Source organism: Sneathiella sp., from assembly GCF_002694385.1.
Taxonomy (GTDB): domain Bacteria; phylum Pseudomonadota; class Alphaproteobacteria; order Sneathiellales; family Sneathiellaceae; genus Sneathiella.
Window position 1 is genome coordinate 91333 of record NZ_NZMB01000010.1, and the last position, 17592, is coordinate 108924.

Annotated in this window: 19 protein-coding genes; 8 read left to right on the forward strand and 11 right to left on the reverse strand. The window is 59.0% G+C overall.

Translation table 11 applies throughout. The features are described from left to right. Positions 1-137 precede the first annotated feature (137 nt). Positions 138-941 (forward strand): sterol desaturase family protein, encoded by an 804-nt coding sequence (locus CMN55_RS05070; protein WP_293948456.1) that lies wholly within the window; start codon positions 138-140, stop codon positions 939-941. A 5-nt stretch (positions 942-946) separates the two neighbouring features. Here CMN55_RS05070 and CMN55_RS05075 read toward each other — a convergent pair whose 3' ends face one another. Continuing rightward, positions 947-1903, reverse strand: a complete 957-nt coding sequence (locus tag CMN55_RS05075) for a CHAD domain-containing protein (RefSeq protein ID WP_293948457.1) — start codon at positions 1901-1903, stop codon at positions 947-949. 89 nt (positions 1904-1992) lie between these two features. Here CMN55_RS05075 and CMN55_RS05080 point away from each other — a divergent pair, with 89 nt between their 5' ends. Further along, positions 1993-2823 (forward strand): HTD2 family dehydratase, encoded by an 831-nt coding sequence (locus tag CMN55_RS05080; RefSeq protein WP_293948458.1) that lies wholly within the window; start codon positions 1993-1995, stop codon positions 2821-2823. A gap of 68 nt (positions 2824-2891) precedes the next feature. On the opposite strand, the gene CMN55_RS05085 is transcribed toward CMN55_RS05080, so the two are convergent. Together CMN55_RS05085 and CMN55_RS05090 are read right to left on the reverse strand one after the other, a co-directional pair. Then, positions 2892-3383, reverse strand: a complete 492-nt coding sequence (locus tag CMN55_RS05085; RefSeq protein WP_293948459.1) for a copper chaperone PCu(A)C — start codon at positions 3381-3383, stop codon at positions 2892-2894. Between the two features lie 16 nt (positions 3384-3399). After that, positions 3400-4014, reverse strand: a complete 615-nt coding sequence (locus CMN55_RS05090) for an SCO family protein (RefSeq protein ID WP_293948460.1) — start codon at positions 4012-4014, stop codon at positions 3400-3402. Positions 4015-4242: 228 nt separating this feature from the next. Between CMN55_RS05090 and CMN55_RS05095 the strand changes: the two genes are divergently transcribed. Genes CMN55_RS05095 through CMN55_RS05110 form a run of 4 tightly spaced genes read left to right on the forward strand, consistent with a single transcriptional unit; the run spans position 4243 to position 8040 of the window. Then, entirely contained in the window at positions 4243-5193 is a 951-nt protein-coding gene (locus CMN55_RS05095) for an ABC transporter permease (protein ID WP_293948461.1), read from the forward strand. Next, positions 5190-6038, forward strand: coding sequence for an ABC transporter permease (locus tag CMN55_RS05100; protein ID WP_293948462.1), 849 nt, complete (start codon positions 5190-5192; stop codon positions 6036-6038). Before CMN55_RS05095 ends, CMN55_RS05100 begins: the two co-directional genes overlap by 4 nt. Then, positions 6038-7033, forward strand: coding sequence for an ABC transporter ATP-binding protein (locus tag CMN55_RS05105; RefSeq protein WP_293948463.1), 996 nt, complete (start codon positions 6038-6040; stop codon positions 7031-7033). Before CMN55_RS05100 ends, CMN55_RS05105 begins: the two co-directional genes overlap by 1 nt. Continuing rightward, a complete protein-coding gene (locus CMN55_RS05110) occupies positions 7030-8040 on the forward strand; it encodes an ABC transporter ATP-binding protein (RefSeq protein ID WP_293948464.1) in 1011 nt (336 codons plus the stop codon). The genes CMN55_RS05105 and CMN55_RS05110 overlap by 4 nt, the downstream gene beginning before the upstream one ends. A gap of 6 nt (positions 8041-8046) precedes the next feature. Here the strand turns inward: CMN55_RS05110 and CMN55_RS05115 are convergent, their stop codons facing one another. Next, positions 8047-8532, reverse strand: coding sequence for a cupin domain-containing protein (locus CMN55_RS05115; RefSeq protein ID WP_293948465.1), 486 nt, complete (start codon positions 8530-8532; stop codon positions 8047-8049). A 28-nt stretch (positions 8533-8560) separates the two neighbouring features. Further along, positions 8561-8959, reverse strand: coding sequence for a peptide-methionine (R)-S-oxide reductase MsrB (gene msrB / locus CMN55_RS05120; protein ID WP_293948466.1), 399 nt, complete (start codon positions 8957-8959; stop codon positions 8561-8563). A 141-nt stretch (positions 8960-9100) separates the two neighbouring features. On the opposite strand from msrB, the gene CMN55_RS05125 reads away from it, so the two are divergent. Continuing rightward, positions 9101-9481, forward strand: coding sequence for a DUF2794 domain-containing protein (locus CMN55_RS05125; RefSeq protein WP_293948467.1), 381 nt, complete (start codon positions 9101-9103; stop codon positions 9479-9481). A gap of 2 nt (positions 9482-9483) precedes the next feature. Here the strand turns inward: CMN55_RS05125 and CMN55_RS05130 are convergent, their stop codons facing one another. The 4 genes from CMN55_RS05130 to CMN55_RS05145 all read right to left on the reverse strand — a co-directional run bounded on the left by CMN55_RS05130 (position 9484) and on the right by CMN55_RS05145 (position 13648). Next, entirely contained in the window at positions 9484-9990 is a 507-nt protein-coding gene (locus tag CMN55_RS05130; protein WP_293948468.1) for an Mpo1 family 2-hydroxy fatty acid dioxygenase, read from the reverse strand. Positions 9991-10015: 25 nt separating this feature from the next. Beyond that, positions 10016-11329 carry a tetratricopeptide repeat protein gene (locus tag CMN55_RS05135; RefSeq protein ID WP_293948469.1) on the reverse strand — a complete coding sequence of 438 codons (1314 nt, stop codon included), beginning with the start codon at positions 11327-11329 and terminating at the stop codon, positions 10016-10018. A 3-nt stretch (positions 11330-11332) separates the two neighbouring features. Further along, positions 11333-12811, reverse strand: coding sequence for a M81 family metallopeptidase (locus CMN55_RS05140; protein ID WP_293948470.1), 1479 nt, complete (start codon positions 12809-12811; stop codon positions 11333-11335). Positions 12812-12940: 129 nt separating this feature from the next. Continuing rightward, a complete protein-coding gene (locus CMN55_RS05145; protein WP_293948471.1) occupies positions 12941-13648 on the reverse strand; it encodes a Bax inhibitor-1/YccA family protein in 708 nt (235 codons plus the stop codon). Positions 13649-14011: 363 nt separating this feature from the next. Between CMN55_RS05145 and CMN55_RS05150 the strand changes: the two genes are divergently transcribed. Then, a complete protein-coding gene (locus CMN55_RS05150; RefSeq protein WP_293948472.1) occupies positions 14012-14239 on the forward strand; it encodes an EF-hand domain-containing protein in 228 nt (75 codons plus the stop codon). A gap of 84 nt (positions 14240-14323) precedes the next feature. Here the strand turns inward: CMN55_RS05150 and CMN55_RS05155 are convergent, their stop codons facing one another. After that, positions 14324-16864: an ABC transporter permease gene (locus CMN55_RS05155; RefSeq protein ID WP_293948473.1), complete on the reverse strand. Its 2541-nt coding sequence runs from the start codon at positions 16862-16864 to the stop codon at positions 14324-14326. Then, positions 16857-17567, reverse strand: coding sequence for an ABC transporter ATP-binding protein (locus CMN55_RS05160; RefSeq protein ID WP_293948474.1), 711 nt, complete (start codon positions 17565-17567; stop codon positions 16857-16859). The genes CMN55_RS05155 and CMN55_RS05160 overlap by 8 nt, the downstream gene beginning before the upstream one ends. Positions 17568-17592 lie beyond the last annotated feature (25 nt).

A 17592-nucleotide genomic window follows, 5' to 3' on the forward strand; every position in this document is an offset into this window, starting at 1 on the left:
TTGTCCCAATGGGCCAGATGCGGCCCGCGTCGCCGCCTCTGCTTACCTCCCGCATGTTCGCCATGCTAACGGCGAATTGAATGGCTTTTTGAAAACCTGGCTCCTATTCTCCTCACGAGCAGAGGAGAGATTGCCCTATGTTTGAGACAATTATTGAGCATGAGCCCTCTATCCGGCTGGCCTTTTTCTTTGGCACTGCGGGTCTTGTCGGCCTGTGGCAGACCCTGCGCCCGCGGCGGCCGTCCGGCAGTTCGCGGCCCTTCCGCTGGCTAAACAATTTCGGCATTACCTTCCTGAACACCCTGCTGCTGCGCCTTCTCTTTCCTATCCTCGCCGTGGGCCTCGCGGCCATCGCGGCGGAACGGGGCTGGGGGCTGCTCAATATGATCGAGGTGCCGTTCGCGCTCGCCGTCCTTATCGCCGTTGTCCTTCAGGATCTCGTCATCTACGGGCAGCATGTTCTGTTTCATCATGTCGGTTTCCTGTGGCGGTTCCACAAGATGCATCATGCCGATGTGGATTTCGATGTGTCCACCGGCGTCCGGTTTCATCCGGTCGAGATCATTCTGTCGATGCTGATCAAGCTGCTGGTCGTGCTGATCCTCGGTCCCCCTGTGGTTGCCGTGATCCTCTTCGAGGTGATTTTGAGTTCCCTCGCCCTCTTTAACCACGCCAATGCGGGATTGCCGCCGCGCCTTGACGGCATTGTCCGGAAATTCATCGTCACGCCCGATATGCACCGGGTGCATCATTCGGTGATCCGGGCGGAGCATGACAGCAATTTCGGCTTCAACCTTTCCTGCTGGGACTATCTGTTCGGCACCTACCGGGCGGCACCGGCCGCCGGGCATGACGGCATGACAATCGGCCTGACCGACTATCAGGAGAACCGGCGGCAGGGCCTGCTGTGGATGCTGGCCCTGCCCTTCCGCCGCGGATAGCCCCGTCAGCTTTGGGGCCGCAAATCCCCGCGCTCCAGCGTGAAATCCTCATACCGCTGCCAGAGAATCATGAATGCCGCCAGATTTTCCGCGGCATGATGGCTCGCCTTCTCATAGACATGCGCGTTAAATCGCAGGGTATCGGCGAAATGATCGGACCGGATGGCCGCGCTCAACCGGCCGAGGATGATCATCCCCTCCTTCACATCATTGATCAGGCCAAGATAATCCTGCATCTGCACCAGCAGATCGAAGCCTTCGGCGATTTTCTCCTCCCGGAACAGCGCGGAGAAGAAGCGCAGATGATAGCGGGAGCGTTTGACATATTTCCGGAGATCGTGAAGTTCATGGGCCGAGAGATTCCGGACATCCGCCCCACGATTGAGCAGTGCGATATTCCCCTCCTCAATGGCGGCGAGGGCGAAGGGCGGGATCGGACTGGCGAGCAGCTTGCGGCCCGTGCGGCCAAGACGCGTGGCCCAGTTGCTTTCCAGCCATTTATCGAAGGATTTGGCGAGGCGTTCGAAATGCCCGCCCGACACCTCATGGATGATGATGTCATATTCGCGGTTCCGCGTTTCCTCCCCCAGACGCAGCAATTCCCGGGAGACGGTCTGGAAGGCCGCCGTTTCCGTGTCCGGCCGCAGGACGCCGTTCAGGAACACATCCATATTGCGCGCCTCGCCCAGCAGATCCCCGAAATAACGGTATTCCCGGTTAAAGCCGGTGCGAATTTCCTTCGGGATGATGGAGCGGAAAATATGCAGCGCCACCCGCATCCGGCGCACACCGATGCGGATCTGCATCAGCGCCATGGGATCCCCCTCCTCCTTGAACTCGCGGAAGTTGACCTTCAGATGGTGGGCGCATCCGCGAAAGATGGCTTTCGCCGCCGTCTCCACATCCATGGAGCCGTTGAGCTGAATATTGGACAGTTTCTGCGCCTTGGATTTGGATGACATAACCACACTCTGATCGGAAAAATTCCCCACGGGACCGGAACATATGCTAATCAGATCAACAGGGCAAAAGCAACCGGGAGAGTATGCGAATGACAAAAGTTGAAGACTGGATCGGCAAGCAGGAAAGCCGCTCGGAAATTATCCATCAGCAATCTCTGAACGGATTTGCCGCGCTGATGGACGAAGCGGGGGACGCATCGGATGTGGTGCCGCCGGGCGGTCACTGGATGTATTTCCTGCCCACCGATCGCCAATCGCGGATCGGCCCGGACGGGCATGGCCTGAAAGGCGATTTCCTGCCACCGGTCGAGTTGCCGCGCCGCATGTGGGCGGGCGGACGGCTGACCTTTCACGCGCCGCTGAAGGCCGGGGAGACGGCGACAAAAATCTCGACCATCAAAAATGTGACGGCCAAGGATGGGCGCACCGGGGCCCTGGTTTTCGTGACCGTCGAACATCTGGTGAAGAATGACGCGGGCCTCTGTATCACCGAAGAGCATGATATCGTCTACCGGGAAGCGGCCGCGCCGGATGGCGGCCCAAAGAAAGAACCCCAAGCCGCCCCGACCGATGGCGAATGGGATGTCACGGTGACGCCGGATCCGGTGTTGCTGTTCCGCTATTCCGCCCTCACCTTCAACGGCCACCGCATCCATTATGATCGCGACTACTGCCTGAAGGAAGAGGGCTATCCCGGCCTGGTCGTGCATGGCCCGCTGCTCGGCACCTTCCTGATGCGGCTCGCCGTCACAAAAATGGGGGGGCGGCCGCTCAAGCAGTTCCATTTCCGCAACTTCAACCCGATTTTCGATATCGCCTCCTTCACCCTGACGGGGAAGCCGGAAAGTGACGATAGCTGCAGTGTCTGGGTGCGCGGCCCGGCCGGAGAACTGGCCGTTCAGGCAACCGCCAGTTTTTAGTGACGGTTTTAAACAAGAAAAAGGGGCCATCTGGCCCCTTTTCCAATAGCATGAGCAACAGCCGTCAATCAGTGATGCTTATGCTCTTTCATCTCCATCGCACCGGCCTCTTTCACTTCAACCGTTACATTGATTTTTCCGGCCTTGGCGAATTCAAGGGTCAACGGGAATGTGCTGCCTTTGGTGAGCGGCTGCTTCAATCCCATCAGCATGATGTGATAGCTGCCGGGCTTGAACTCGACCGTTTCGCCAGCGGGAATTTCCACCCCCTCGACTTCAAACATTTTCATGACGCCGTCCGTCATGCTGACGTTATGGATTTCGACTTTTTCCGCCGCCGGGCTCGACGCGGCAACAAGAGTGTCTGCTTCGCCGCCCATATTATGCAGCGTGGCGAAGACACCGCCCACTTTGATAACCGCCGGACGTTCCCGCGCCCAGGCGTCGCTGACCATCATCTGCGGTTTATCCGCCGCATGGACAACGGATAGACCCGTCATGCCCGTGACGGTCAGCGCGCCAACCATCAGAACGGCGGATAGGAGTTTCGTAAGTTTCATTTTCTTCCCCTTGCGGTTAAAGATTTTCGCGGATTTTCGCCGTCATCTCTTCCGGGGAAACCCCGAAAGAGAACACCGTAATCAGCTCCCCGTCCCGGTCCATCAGATAGGTATAGGCGCTGTGATCGACGAGATAATATTCACTGTCCTGCTCATCGCGCTTCTGCGCATAAACCCGGTATTTCTTCATCACATCGGCGATTTCATCCTGGCTTCCCGTCAGCCCGACGATTGACGGATCAAAAGCCTCGACAAAATCAGCCATCAGTTCCTGCGTATCACGCTCCGGATCGACGGTAATAAAGACAGGGGTCACCTGATCCGCCGCATCGCCCAGTTCCTGCATCGCGACGGAGATCGTCTGCAACTCCGTCGGGCAGACATCCGGGCAATGGGTGAAGCCGAAGAAAACGAGCATCAGCTTGCCTTTGAAATCCGCCTCCGTTACCCGCTCCCCCTTGTGATTGACCAGCGAAAAGGGCCCGCCAATCTGCGGAACGCCGACGACGAGGCTGGAACTACGCCCCTGATCCTTGCCGACACCCGGCAAGGCGCCCGCCATCCAGAGGCCGACGGCCGTCGCCCCCGCCAACAGGAAAAAAATAATGAGTATCGTAAAAATCTTGTTCATGTCGAAATATCCGTCCACATGCCCGGAGACATCAAATATAAGCTATAGGGATAAACCGCCATCCACCGGGCGACAAGTCATAATCCCCCGATGCGACAATCTGGCACATTCCGGCGCGGCCCCGTTGCATCGGCGATTGACCGCTTATGTTTCTGGCGATACGCTATTTACAGTCTTAAAAATAAAGATCATTCGCCCGCGCCATGACAAGGGTAACTTAAGGACTATATGAGCGTTTTTATAGCCAAACGAGTTTTGACCCTGATTGCGACCCTGATCGGCGCATCGATTGTCATCTTCATTGTTATGGAGATCCTGCCGGGTGATCCGGCGCTCGTCATCCTCGGCGTTGACGCCTCGCCGGAGGCTATCCAGTCACTGACCAAAGAGCTGGGGCTGGATCGTCCGCCGATTGAGCGATACTGGGGCTGGATATCCGGGTTGCTGCAAGGGGAGCTCGGCACCAGCTATGCCTATAAGGTCCCCATATGGGAGCTGATCGAAGGCGCCCTACTGGTTACCCTCCCCCTTGCGATCCTGTCGATTACGCTCAGCATCATTCTGGCTCTGGTCATCGGGCTTTATGCCGCCGCCAATCATAACAAGGCGGGGGATATCACCCTGATGGGGATCAGCCAGCTTGGTATTTCGGTGCCCAATTTCTGGCTCGCCATCCTGCTTATCCTGCTTTTTGCGATTGAGTTGCGCTGGCTTCCCTCCGGCGGCTTTCCCGGCTGGAAGGAAGGGTTCTGGCCGAATATCCGGGCCATGATCCTGCCCTCGCTCGCCCTCGCCACCGTTATCGGGGCTATACTGGCGCGCATTACCCGCTCGTCCGTTCTGGAAGTCTTTCGCGAGGATTATGTGCGCACGGCGCGCGCCAAGGGCCTCAGCCAGCGCGCCACCCTCTGGCGGCACGTCCTGCGCAATGCCATGATCCCGGTGCTGACCGTCACCGGCATCCAGTTCGCCGCGCTGCTGACCGGCACTGTCGTGGTCGAGAATGTCTTTCGCCTGCCCGGCCTTGGCTCGCTTGTCCTGAAAGCCATCAACAACCGCGATACCATCGTTGTCGAGAATGTGGTGCTGCTGCTCGCGGCCATGGTCATCATCGTGAATTTCATTGTCGATCTCCTCTATGCCGTTGTTGATCCGAGATTGAAAGCGCATGACATATGAGTGATTCCCGCTTTCTCGCCTTCCTTCAGCGCAGCCGGAGAAGCCGCAGCCTGGTTGTCGGGGGTCTGCTGACCGCCTTCCTCATGATAAGCGCCCTTGTCTCGCTGCTCTGGACGCCGGGCACGATTGATATCGTCATCGCCAATCGCTTCAAGCCCCCATCGCTGGATCACTGGCTGGGAACCGACCAGTTCGGCCGCGACATCGTCACCATGCTGATGGTCGGGACGCAGAATTCCATTGTTGTTGCCGTGGTCGCCGTCTCTATCGGACTGTTCGCCGGGGTCAGCCTCGGCCTGCTGGCGGCGGCGCGGCGCGGCTGGACGGAAGAGCTGATCATGCGCATGTCGGATTTTTCCTTCGCCTTTCCCGCCATCCTCTCCGCCATCATGCTGACGGCGATTTTCGGCCCCGGCGGGGTCAATTCCATCCTCGCCATCGGGCTTTACAATATCCCCGTATTTGCGCGCCTCACCCGCGGATCGGCCAATGCCATCTGGGCGCGGGAATTTGTCATGGCGGCACGGGCGGCAGGCAAGGGACGGCTGCGCATTACGTTCGAACATATCCTGCCCAATATCCTGTCCATCATCATCGTGCAGGCCACCATCCTGTTCGCCATCGCCATCCTGGCGGAGGCGGCGCTGTCCTATCTCGGGCTCGGCACCCAGCCGCCGGATCCTTCCTGGGGCCGCATGCTGAATGAAGCGCAGAAGCTGATGTTCCTGCAGCCGATGCAGGCCGTCTATCCCGGCCTGGCCATCGCCATTGCCGTGTTCGGTCTCAATCTGCTGGGCGACGGGCTTCGCGATGTTCTTGACCCCAGACTGTCGAGGAAACGCTGATGCCCCTGCTGCATGTCAAGGATCTGAGCATTATCCTGTCAACCAATGACGGCCCGGCCCGCGCCGTGCGTCATCTGGATTTTCACCTGGATGCCGGAGAAACCCTTGGCATCGTCGGGGAGAGTGGCTGCGGCAAATCGATGACCGCCCTCGCCCTGATGGGGCTGCTGCCGGAAATGAGCCGGACGGAAGGGCAAATCCTGCTCGACGGGGAAGATTTGCTGCAAAAGACGGAAGACGAGATGTGCCGCGTGCGCGGCAACCGCCTCGCCATGATCTTTCAGGAGCCCATGACCTCACTCAATCCGGTGCATACCATCGGCCATCAGATCATGGAGCCGCTGCGCCTGCATCTCGGCCTGTCTGAAAGCGACGCGCGCGCCGAAACATTGCGCCTTTTGGACCGCGTCGGCATTCCCAACCCGACGGCCCGCATCGACAACTACCCGCACCAGCTTTCCGGCGGCCAGCGGCAGCGCGTCATGATCGCCATTGCGCTTTCCTGCAAACCGGACATCCTGATCGCCGATGAGCCGACAACCGCCCTTGATGTCACCATCCAGGACCAGATACTGGAGCTCATCCAGACGCTGGTGCAGGAGGAGGGCATGGCGCTTGTCCTCATCTCCCACGACCTTGGGGTCATTTCGGAAAATACCGACAACATCCTCGTCATGTATGGCGGCGCCGCGGTCGAGATCGGCCAGACGGAGCGGATTTTTGACGATCTGGTGCATCCCTATACGCAAGGGCTGTTCGCCGCCATGCCGAAACTCGGCCGGGCCCGCAACGCCCGACTGATTACGATACCCGGCACGGTGCCCGACCTTATCCATATGCCAACGGGCTGTACCTTTACCGATCGCTGCCCGTTGGCGAGCGATATCTGCCGCAACACCCCGCCGCCTGTTGTGGAGGTCAAGGCGGGGCATATGGTCGCCTGTCACCATGTGCAGGAAGCGCGCCACAGAAAGACCGAGGAGCTGTTTTCATGACAGAGGAAAACCGCGAGATCCCCGTTCTCGAAGTCCATGATCTGGTGCGGCATTATCGCCTGCCGCGCGAAAGCCTGTTTCGGGAGCCGGGCTTCGTCTATGCGCTTAACGGGGTTTCCTTCGAAATACAAAAGGGGCGGAGTTTCGGCATTGTCGGCGAAAGCGGTTGCGGCAAATCAACGCTGGCCCGCAATGTCATGGCGCTGGAAGACACCGATTCCGGTTCCGTCCGCATCCTCGGCAAAGAAGTTGTCGGCCTTGGCTTTGATAAGCTGCGGCCGCTGCGCCGCCATTTCCAGATGGTGTTTCAGGACCCTTACGGCTCCCTCGATCCGCATCACAATATCGGCCGCATTGTTGCCGAGCCACTGGCCGCGCTGGGTCCCCTGCCCAAGGAGGAAAAGGAAAAGCGCGTCCGCGACGTGCTTGTGTCCGTCGGGCTGAAACCGCAGGATGTGGAGAAATACCCCCATGAGTTTTCGGGTGGCCAGCGTCAGCGTATCGCCATTGCCCGCGCCCTCATCACCCGTCCCGAGCTGATCGTCGCGGACGAACCGGTCTCCGCCCTCGATGTCTCGGTGCAGGCGCAGGTCCTCAACCTGATGAAGGATTTGCAGGAACAGCTCGGCGTCACCTATATGTTCATCAGCCATGATCTGGCGGTGGTCGAATATCTCTGCGACGAGGTGGCCGTCATGTATCTGGGCGAGATTGTCGAGCGGGGACTGACCGAAGACATGTTTAACCGTCCTGCGCATCCCTATACCCGCATCCTGCTGGATGCCGTCCCCAAACCGGGGCGCGGCAAGAAGCGCGAACGGATCAAGCTGCAAGGCAATGTCACCGGCCAGACAGAGCGGCGCAAGGGCTGCTCCTTCCAGGATCGCTGCCCCATGGCGCAAAGCGTCTGCCGGGAAATCAAGCCGCCGCTCGCCCCGGTGGGCGAGGCGCATCTGGCGGCCTGTCATTTCTCGGACGAGGTGAGGGCGAAAGCCGCGACCGCCTAGCCCGGACTAATAGGATGTGCCGTCCTTGCGGGTGAACAGCCACTGGCCATCCGGCCCCAGAACCGCCTTCAGATCATCGGACGGATAGCTGACTTCATCGCCCGCGCTGCGGTCGCCGACTTCGAGATAAAGCACCTCCCTGTCCGTGCGGTTGACAAGCTGATGAGCGGGGCCGGCGGCGGGAAAGCCTGCGCAATATCCCGGCGCCAGAAGGCGCTCTTCATCCTCCGTTATCAGTGTCGGCGCGCCCTCCAGAATGTAAATAAATTCATCCTGCTGCGTATGGCGATGCAACAGGGCGGATTCCCCGCCCGGCGCCAAGCGGGTCATGTTGACACCGAAATTCCGAAGGCCGAACATATCGCCAAGCTGCCGCTTTTCCCGCCCGCTCATGCGGCTGAAGAAAGGCTCGGGATAATTCGACGGTTTTGTGCGCGGCGCTACCTCCGCCGCTTTGACCGCAATCTGCGGCGGTTTTTTCTCTGTGCTCATCGTCGTCTTGCTTCTATTCTTGCGGTGTTCACTTTTCTTTTTTGAAATCCAGCGCGGCCGAATTGAGGCAATAGCGCAGCCCGGTCGGCGCCGGCCCATCGGGGAAAAGATGCCCCAGATGCGCATCGCATTTGTTGCAGACGACCTCGGTTCGCCGCATGAAATGGCTGTTGTCCTCAACTTCCCCGACTTTCTCCGGAGCCAGCGGTTGCCAGAAGCTGGGCCAGCCGGTGCCGGATTCATATTTGGTTTCCGAGGAGAAAAGCGGCTCCCCGCAGCAGATGCAATGATAGGTGCCTTCTTCCTTGTTGTTGTAATACTGGCCGGTAAAGGCCCGCTCGGTCCCTTTCTGCCGGGCGACATAATATTCCTCCGGCGATAGCTGCGCCTGCCAGTCCGCATCGCTTTTTTTGATTTTATCGGTCATTACTCTGTCCTTTCATGCGCCCGCGGCGCCGCTGTCCGGCGCCTCTTTCGTAAAGATATGCCGGGCGCGCGCTTTTCTCAATACTTGACGAAGCGGACACCTTGGCCGACAATATCCACCACGATTACGCAGGAGGGCAAATTGAGCGAAGTTGTCAGCTTCGACGATCATTACCTGACCCGGTCGGCAGGCAAATCCCGATCGGGGGGTCAACAGCCGAATGTGTTCTTCAACCGGATGGAACTCAGCCAGATATTACAGGTTTACGGCCGCATGGTCGCCAAGGCCGAATGGCGCGATTATGCCATTGGCGAGACGAAAACCGCCTGTATCTTTGCCATCTTCCACCGCACGGCAGACAGGCCGCTGTTCAAAATCTATAAAGAGCCGCGGCTGGCCGCCAAACAGGGAGCCTATTCGGTCCTGGCCCAGAACGGCCGCGTGTTAAAACGCGGGAAAACACTGGCGCAGGTGCTTAAGGTATTTGAGGCCCGGCGCTTTCAGACCGTGGATGAAGACTGACCTTAAATCGGCAGACCCAGCTTGCGGTAAATAAAACCCATCAGCCACGCCGGGCCGATCAGCAGGAACTGCACATCCTTGAAGAAGGACGGCTTCTTCCCTTCAATCTTGTGGCCGATGAACTGGAAAACCCAGGCAATGACAAAAGCCCCCACGGCGAACTGCCAGAGAGGCAGACCAAACGGCGGCGCCGCGAGATAGAGCTGGATCAGCGCGAAACACAGCAGCGTGAACAGCACCATACCAATGGCCAGCGTCCAGGACAGAACGGCATAATAAAGAACGGTGAGGGCGAGCGCGAGGGTCGCCCAGTTAAGATAGGGGATGGCGGCAAATGCTTCCGGCACCGGGATAACCCAAAGCAGCGCGACGATGGTCCAGAATATGACCGGTACCGCAATCCAGTGGATCAGCTTGTTGGTGGCATTCTGATGGCTCATCCCATATTCGGTGAGCAACGCATGGATGCGGCGGTTGCCGCCCTTGCCCGCGATATCCGTTTTTGCCATGGCTCCCTCCCGTTGGTCGCCCGTATCAATGGCGATCCTGCGCCCGCGCCAGTAACCGGGCGTCCATGGGGACATTCTGCCGGAAATTCACCCGCGCTTCAAGAACCGGCTGCGCCGTCTCATACTCGCCCGCCGCCAGCAGGCTGGTGATCCAGGCCAGCTCAAACAGATCGCGCTGCGCATGGCTGCCGCCGATTTCCTGATAGCGCGGCCGGGCAGGCGTCAGATGATGGAGGGCTTCCCGGTGATCGCCCCTGGCAATGGCAATGAAGCCCTTTGTCGCGGGCAGCGCCACCTCCGCCCAGGCTTTGCGGGTGGTCAGCGGCGCCTCCCGGGACAGTTTTTCCATCCCGTCCAGCAGGCGCCGGATCGCCTCTTCCTGACCGGCACGGGCCAGCGCATAGCCATAATGCATATCGTAGAAAGGCTGATCGTTATAAAGCTCCCGCCCCGCCACATGCGTGCCGATATCCTGCCAGCGGTCCCCGACATCGACGCCAAGTTGTTCCAACCGCCAGAGGAGTGAAATGGCATTGACCTGATCGAGGCTGTAACTTTTATCCACGCCCCAGACACGGTTGTCATAAAGCGCAAGCGGTGTCTTGAAATCCTCCATCTCCAGATGGAACAGCGCCTGATGCCACCAGTTATGGGTCAGCATGAAGCTGTTGCGGTCGTCCCATTCACCCGACAGCTCGTGCATCCATTGCATGCCTTCCTCATGCCGACCTTGTGTCAGCATGACATGGGCAACGGCGTGATGGGCCCAGGGCTCCTTGCGCTGCATATCGGTGGCGCGGCGGCCATCTTCCTCCGCAAGCGCCAGCAGGCTCGATTGCTCCCGCCCGAAGGCGCGCATGCCATAGGCGTAGGCGCAGCTTTTGTGATGGCCGATCACCGTATCGGCAACCCACAGCAGGGCCGCATCATCGCCGATATTGAAAAAGGCGTTCTGCGCCAGCTTCGCGGCAAACAGATCGCGCGGAAATTCCTTCACATGGCGGCGCAGCGTCGCCAGAAGACGATCCAGCTTTCCATCATGCAAGTCACGGATGATGGCGATAAACTGCCGCTCCCGCTCTGTCGCCTCTGCGGCGCCGGTCCGCATCCGCGCGTAATATCCGGCGGCAATCCGCCGCCCTTCCGCATTTTCAAAGAAGACGCCTAGCAGGCAGGCATAGGCCGCGGCAAGGGCGCAATCCGGATCCTCATCCGATGCCGCGAAGATAGGGAAAAAATCCGTTCCGAACCCGATAAAGCTGTCCATGAAGCGGTTGATGACCGCCACCGTGTGATCAGACGTTGTACTCACCGGATTACCGAACCTGTCCTCCCGCATCGCTCACTCCCGGTTCAGAAGGTCGAGGGGATAGACAGGACGCCGCACCTTTTCATAGCGCAGCAGGCGATTGTCGGATGTTGTGACCCCCTTGCCATCGAGTGTCAGCGTCGCCTTGCCGATTGGGGCGAAACCGGCGCGATAATGGATCCGGCTTTTCAGGATCAGGTAGCGTTTATATTCGGGCTGGATGCCGACGGAGGTAAAGACGCCCGTATCCCATGGCTCATGATGGTTGGAGACAATGACAATCTCCATATTTCCGGTATCGAGAACGGCGGTGGGCCCCATGAACACCTTGACGCCCGTATACATCGGGCCGCGCACGATCCATTCGCCATTGGTCAGCGTCTTGACAACGCCGGTCACCGTCAACGGCTCCCCCACTTCGCCGATGGAGGGCATGTCCGTCTTGCCGCCCAGCTTCAGCGTGACCTTGTTGCCAACGCCCGCCTTCTGCATCTCCTGCACGGCGGCGGGATCCCAGACGGCGGCCACCGCCACATCCTCCAGCCCCTGACGGAGGACTTCCTCGATCACCGTCATGACATCCTGCGTCGCGCCCGAACCACAGTTATCCGCATGATCGAGCAGCAGGATCGGCCCGTCCGTCATGGTCTTCGCCTTCGCCACCTGTTCCGCGAGCGGCGTATGCTGATAAATAAAATCATCCTTCAGCTCCCATATGCGGGCCAGGATACGGTCGCGGATTTCATCCGCCTTCGCCTTGTCGCCATCGGTGACGATAATCACCGAATTTCCCGCATCGCGCATATCGGCAAGGGCGAAGCCGCCAAAGGCCGTCGCCGCGATGACACCGGTTTCCTGTTCCGCCTCCCGGCAGAGGCGGATAAGGGTCGCCATCGGTTCGTCATCGGTGCCCTGACGCAGCGTCTGGCTGAGCAGCGGCGCATTGCCCCACGACATCACCGGATTGATCTTGCCCGCCATACCATCCAGCAGCGCCTGCCCGATCTGCATGCCCACCTCATACATATCCACATGCGGATAAGTCTTGTAGCCAATCAGAACCGTGCAATTATCCACCATCTTCGCGGTCAGGTTACAATGCAGATCAAGGGTGACGGCAATGGGCAAATCCGGTGCGATCTCACGGATACGCTCAAGCAGCGTCCCCTCCCCGTCATCGGTAACCTCCGACACCATCGCACCGTGCAGATCCAGCATCGCCGCATCGACACCCTTGCGCACTTCATCGAGAATGGCATTCGACATCAGCTCATAAGCTTCCCGCGTGACGGGGCCGGACGGCATTGCTTCGGCGGCCACAGGGGTTACAATCTCCGCGCCCGCATCCCGCGCCAGCTTGACATAGGCCGCAAAGGGCATGCCGGTGCCCTCATAGGCCTTCAGCGCGTCTTCGCCCAGATGTGCGCCCCAGTCCTGAAACCGTTTCCAATCCGCCACAATCGGCGAGAAGGTATTGGTTTCATGTTTCATCATCGCAATAAGAATACGCATGGGACGACGCCTTTCCGGTAGATGCTTGCTGGGGCTGTTTGCTTACAAACAAGTTTAGCAACTTCATTATGGCGCACAACAAAAAACCCGGCACAGGGCCGGGTTTTCCGTTTCATATTTCCGGTCGCTTTATTCGCGATTGCCCAGCAGGCTGAGCAGCATCATGAACAGGTTCAGGAAGTTCAGATACATGGAGACCGCGCCCATAACCGCGCCCTTCTCCAGCACTTCATCGCTGTGACCGTGATAATATTCGGACTTGATCCGCTGCGTATCAAAGGCCGTCAGGCCCGTGAAGATCAGCACGCCAAGGACCGAGATCACGAAATGCATCATGCTGGAGGCGAGGAAGATATTCACCACCGACGCGATGATAATCCCGATCAGCCCCATGAACAGGAAGCTGCCGAACCCGGTCAGATCCCGCTTCGTCACATAGCCATACAGGCTGGCGGAGCCGAATGTGGCCGCCGTGATGAAGAAGACCCGGACAACGCTTTCCGCCGTATAGACCTGGAAGATGTAGGAGATGGACACGCCGAAGGTCGCCACCATAATCCAGTACAGCACCTTTGTCGTGCCGGGGCTTGTCCGCGACATCGCGAACAGCAGCCCGAGCGGGGCGAGCATCACAACCCATTGCAACGGCGTACCAAAAACGGCGTTGTAGATAGCTGGCGTGGACGCTGTCAGCGCGGCGGTGATCCCGCTGAGCGCAAGACCGGAGGCCATGTAGTTATAGACCTTCAGCATATAGCTGCGCAGACCCTCATCGAGGACGGCCTGATCGCGCGCGCCAGTTCTTGTCGTTTGATACTTAGAATAGTCTGTTGCCATATACATTCCCTCTGCGGTGTGACTTTGTCGGTTATATCGTATTCATACGGCTGAATTTCAAGGAAACCCACTGTTAAAATAAAGTATTAGGGCAATTTAGTAAAGCAATCGACAATTTATGCCCGCTTCACAATTTAGTGTTCCCGCGCGAAGCGGGCTGCGAGGCGGCAAATGTGATCCGCCCGTCAGAATTTTTCCATCAACAGGCCCCATTGGGAGCACGTTACCGCCACATTGGATGGACAAATTCAACATCAGAACATCAACGAGCGATCCCTGAAGATCACAGTGGTTGACTGTTCGGCGGACATGCATCGATAAAACGGTGCCGAACCGTCCAACTTAAAGAAACGGAGCCTAATTATGAGAAAACTTATTATTTCAACCGCCACCGTCACGCTTCTTGCTGCGGCACCTGCAATGGCGGCGGCCCCCGAATTCAGCAAAATTGATACTGATGGAAATGGTTCGGTATCCTATGAGGAGCTTATCGTCGTCATGCCGAATGTAACGAAGGAGCAGTTCGCCTCTGTCGATACGGACCAGAATGGCGAACTGTCCCAGGAAGAGTATGAAGCGGCCGTTAAATAATATTACGGTTTAGCGGTCAGGTTACTGACTTCCGAAATGAGACCGCCGGGGAAGCTCCTTTTCCCTGGCGGTCTTGTTTTTTGGTCAATCGGCGCGCAGGCTGGGCGCGACCTTTTCACCAAGCGCCCGCCACGACCCCAACAGCCCGAACAGCAGCGTCACCAGAACGCTCACCACAATCGTCGCCAGTACGGTATAGGGCAGGCTGATCCATTTTGCTTCCAGAATTTGCGTGATCACCATATAGGCCGCGAACCAGCCCGTGGCCGCCGCAATGACCGATGTCACCAGGCCGAGCAGGGCATATTCCAGCAGGAAGGTCGCAAAGATATCCTTGCGGGTCGCGCCCAGCACCTTGAGGACAACGGCGTCATAGACACGTTTGCGATGTCCGGCGGCAAAGGCCCCCGCCAACACCAGAACACCGGTGACCAGGGTTACCGAAGAGATGGCGGAAACCGCGGTTGAAAGCTGCTCCAATATGCGGCTGACCGTCTGCAAGGCCTCCTTCATGCGAATGACGGAGATATTGGCGAATTTATCCGTGATTGCGCGGAACAGGTTGCTTTCCGCCTCCCCGTCCGCGCGGGCCGTCGCCAGATGGGAATGCGGCGCGCCCTGCAGGCTGTTCTGATCGAAAACCAGCACGAAATTGATGGACATCGTGGTCCAGTCGATTTCCCGCAAGTTGGCGATTTCCGCCTCGATTTCGCGCCCCATGACATTGACAGTCAGCGTATCGCCGATCCCGACATTCATGCCTTGCGCGATTTCCCGGTCGATGCTGACCAGCGGCGGACCGCTGTAATCCTCCGGCCACCAGCTTCCCTCCACCACTGTCGCCCCTTCCGGCGGCGTCGCGGAATAGGTAATGCCGCGATCTCCCCTGAGGGCCCAGCGCGCCTCCGGCGCGACCTCCACCTGATCGGCGGGAATGCCCGCAACGGCAATGATCCGGCCGCGCATATTGGGCACATGGTTGATTTCACTGACATCGGCGATTGACTGCGCCGTCGAGACAAAATCCTCGAGCTGGTTATTCTGAATATCAATGAAGAAAAAGGCCGGCGCCCGCTCCGGCAACTGTTCCTGCACCTGCCGTGTCAGATTGCCTTCAATCAGCGCCACCGTGACAAACAGCGTGAGGCCAAGCCCCATGGACAGCACGACACTGATGGTCGCCGCCCCCGGGCGGTACAGATTGGCGATGGCCAGCCGCAATGACGGCACCTTCGGGCGCGGCATGGCCCGCGCGACATACTGCACGCCATAGCCGACCAGGATCAGCACGGCGAAAATGCCAATGATGGACAGGGTGAAAATAAAGGCGAACCACATTTCGCGTGCGGTCAGGATGGCAAGACCGGCCAGCAGCAGAAAACAGATGCCGAGCACGGCAACATAGATCGGCCGGGGCCGCTTATGCGCGGAAACGATATCGCGGAACAGCGCCGCCGCCGGGGTTTCCCGCGCCCGCGCCAGCGGCCATATGGTGAACAGCGTGGCTGTCAGCAGGCCATAGGCTACCGCCATCAGCAACGGGCCGGGCGTCAGGATGATCGACGGCGGCACCGGCAGGCTGCTTGACAAGAACTGCGCCGCGAAAATGGAGCCGCCAACGCCAAGCGCAAGGCCGATCAACGATCCGGCAAGGGCCAGAAACAGGACCTGCAGATAATGCACCCGGAATATGAAGCTGCTGCTGGCGCCCAGGCATTTCAGCGTTGCAATCGATTCAATCTTGCCGTCCAGATAGGCCCGGACCGCATTGCCAACCCCGACCCCGCCGACAACCAGCGCCGTCAGCCCAACCAGCGTCAGGAACAGCGCCACCCGATCGACAAAGCGTTTGATGCCCGGCGCGCCGTTTGACGCATCCTGTATCCGCCAGCCTGCATCGGGAAAGGCGGTCTTCGCATTTTCATGAAATTCAGCCACCGTATTGCCGGGGTTGAGCGCAATGCGATAGTGATAACGGACGAGGCTGCCCGGCTGGATCAGGCCGGTTTCGGCAAGGGCGTCGGTCGAAATGATCGTCCGCGGACCGAGCGCCATGCCCTGCGATGCCTTGTCCGGCTCGGCCTCAATGATCCCGCGCACTTCAAAATCAAGCTCGCCAATACGCAGCTGCCCGCCAACGGGCAGGTCCAGCCGCTCGCCGAGGCTGCCTTCGATCAGGACGCCATAACGCCCGTTTTGCGGCTTCAGCAGCGCCGTAGGCGGCTCTGGCGTCCCCACCAATCGAAGCGTGCCGAATAACGGATAGGCACCATCAATCGCTTTCAGTTCAGAGAGGGTGCGCTGGTCATTTTCCAGATTACGCACCATGGCGCGCAAGGTCTGCACCTCGGCAACCCGGCCCTGTTCCTCGATCCAGGCGCGCTCCGCCGCATCCGCCGGGCGGTGCGTCAGGCGGATATCAATATCACCGCCCAGGATTACCTGTCCGTTGGCGCGCAGGCCCGCGGTTATGGAACTTGCCAGCGTACCCACACCGGCAATGGCCGCCACCCCGAGAATGAGGCAGGCCAGAAAAATGCGGAATCCTTTGAGATTGCCCCGGAGATCCCGGCGCGCAAATTTCATGGCCAGCGCCAGTGATTCAGCCCCCTGATCGTTACTCACCGGCCAGCGCCTCTTGCGGCAGTGTCGTATTGGAAACGACCCGGCCGTCTTCTATCCTCACCTGATGGGTGCATTTGGCGGCCAGCGCATCGTCATGGGTGATCAGGACCATCGTTGTTCCTTCCTCCGCATGAAGGCGGAACATCAGATCAATAATCAATTCTCCGGTCCGGCCATCCAGATTGCCCGTCGGTTCATCGGCGAGCAGGATTTTGGGGTTGGTCGATAAAGCCCGGGCGAGCGCCACGCGCTGCTGCTCTCCGCCGGAAAGCTGAGACGGGTAATGGGTCGCGCGATCCCCAAGGCCCACGGCCTGAAGGCGCGCCGCCGCCGCATCAAAGGCATTTCTGTCCCCCGCCAGTTCCAGCGGAATGGCGACATTCTCCAGCGCCGTCATGGTCGGGATCAGATGAAAGGACTGGAAGACAATGCCCACATTGGCGCGGCGAAACCGGGCCAGCGCATCTTCATCCAATGTCTCCAATGTCTCGCCTGCGATGCGGACAGAACCCTTAGTCGGCACTTCCAGACCGGCCATGATGGACATCAAGGTGGACTTGCCAGAGCCGGAGGGGCCGACAATGCCGATGGTTTCCCCCTCCTGTACAGACAAATCTATACCACGCAGGATATTGACGGGACCGGCATCCGACTTAAGTGTTAGATGGATGTCCTGTAATTCGATAATGGGTTTTCGGGGCAAGGTAGATCCCTTAGTAATCGACGGG

Coding starts and splice junctions, on each gene's coding strand:
- CMN55_RS05100 (WP_293948462.1), top strand. CDS start 5,190: ATGAGTGATTCCCGCTTTCTCGCCTTCCTTCAGCGCAGCCGGAGAAGC.
- CMN55_RS05115 (WP_293948465.1), bottom strand. CDS start 8,532: ATGAGCACAGAGAAAAAACCGCCGCAGATTGCGGTCAAAGCGGCGGAG.
- CMN55_RS05090 (WP_293948460.1), bottom strand. CDS start 4,014: ATGAACAAGATTTTTACGATACTCATTATTTTTTTCCTGTTGGCGGGG.
- CMN55_RS05130 (WP_293948468.1), bottom strand. CDS start 9,990: ATGGCAAAAACGGATATCGCGGGCAAGGGCGGCAACCGCCGCATCCAT.
- CMN55_RS05110 (WP_293948464.1), top strand. CDS start 7,030: ATGACAGAGGAAAACCGCGAGATCCCCGTTCTCGAAGTCCATGATCTG.
- CMN55_RS05140 (WP_293948470.1), bottom strand. CDS start 12,811: ATGCGTATTCTTATTGCGATGATGAAACATGAAACCAATACCTTCTCG.
- CMN55_RS05075 (WP_293948457.1), bottom strand. CDS start 1,903: ATGTCATCCAAATCCAAGGCGCAGAAACTGTCCAATATTCAGCTCAAC.
- CMN55_RS05070 (WP_293948456.1), top strand. CDS start 138: ATGTTTGAGACAATTATTGAGCATGAGCCCTCTATCCGGCTGGCCTTT.
- msrB (WP_293948466.1), bottom strand. CDS start 8,959: ATGACCGATAAAATCAAAAAAAGCGATGCGGACTGGCAGGCGCAGCTA.
- CMN55_RS05135 (WP_293948469.1), bottom strand. CDS start 11,329: ATGCGGGAGGACAGGTTCGGTAATCCGGTGAGTACAACGTCTGATCAC.
- CMN55_RS05080 (WP_293948458.1), top strand. CDS start 1,993: ATGACAAAAGTTGAAGACTGGATCGGCAAGCAGGAAAGCCGCTCGGAA.
- CMN55_RS05095 (WP_293948461.1), top strand. CDS start 4,243: ATGAGCGTTTTTATAGCCAAACGAGTTTTGACCCTGATTGCGACCCTG.
- CMN55_RS05145 (WP_293948471.1), bottom strand. CDS start 13,648: ATGGCAACAGACTATTCTAAGTATCAAACGACAAGAACTGGCGCGCGC.
- CMN55_RS05150 (WP_293948472.1), top strand. CDS start 14,012: ATGAGAAAACTTATTATTTCAACCGCCACCGTCACGCTTCTTGCTGCG.
- CMN55_RS05105 (WP_293948463.1), top strand. CDS start 6,038: ATGCCCCTGCTGCATGTCAAGGATCTGAGCATTATCCTGTCAACCAAT.
- CMN55_RS05085 (WP_293948459.1), bottom strand. CDS start 3,383: ATGAAACTTACGAAACTCCTATCCGCCGTTCTGATGGTTGGCGCGCTG.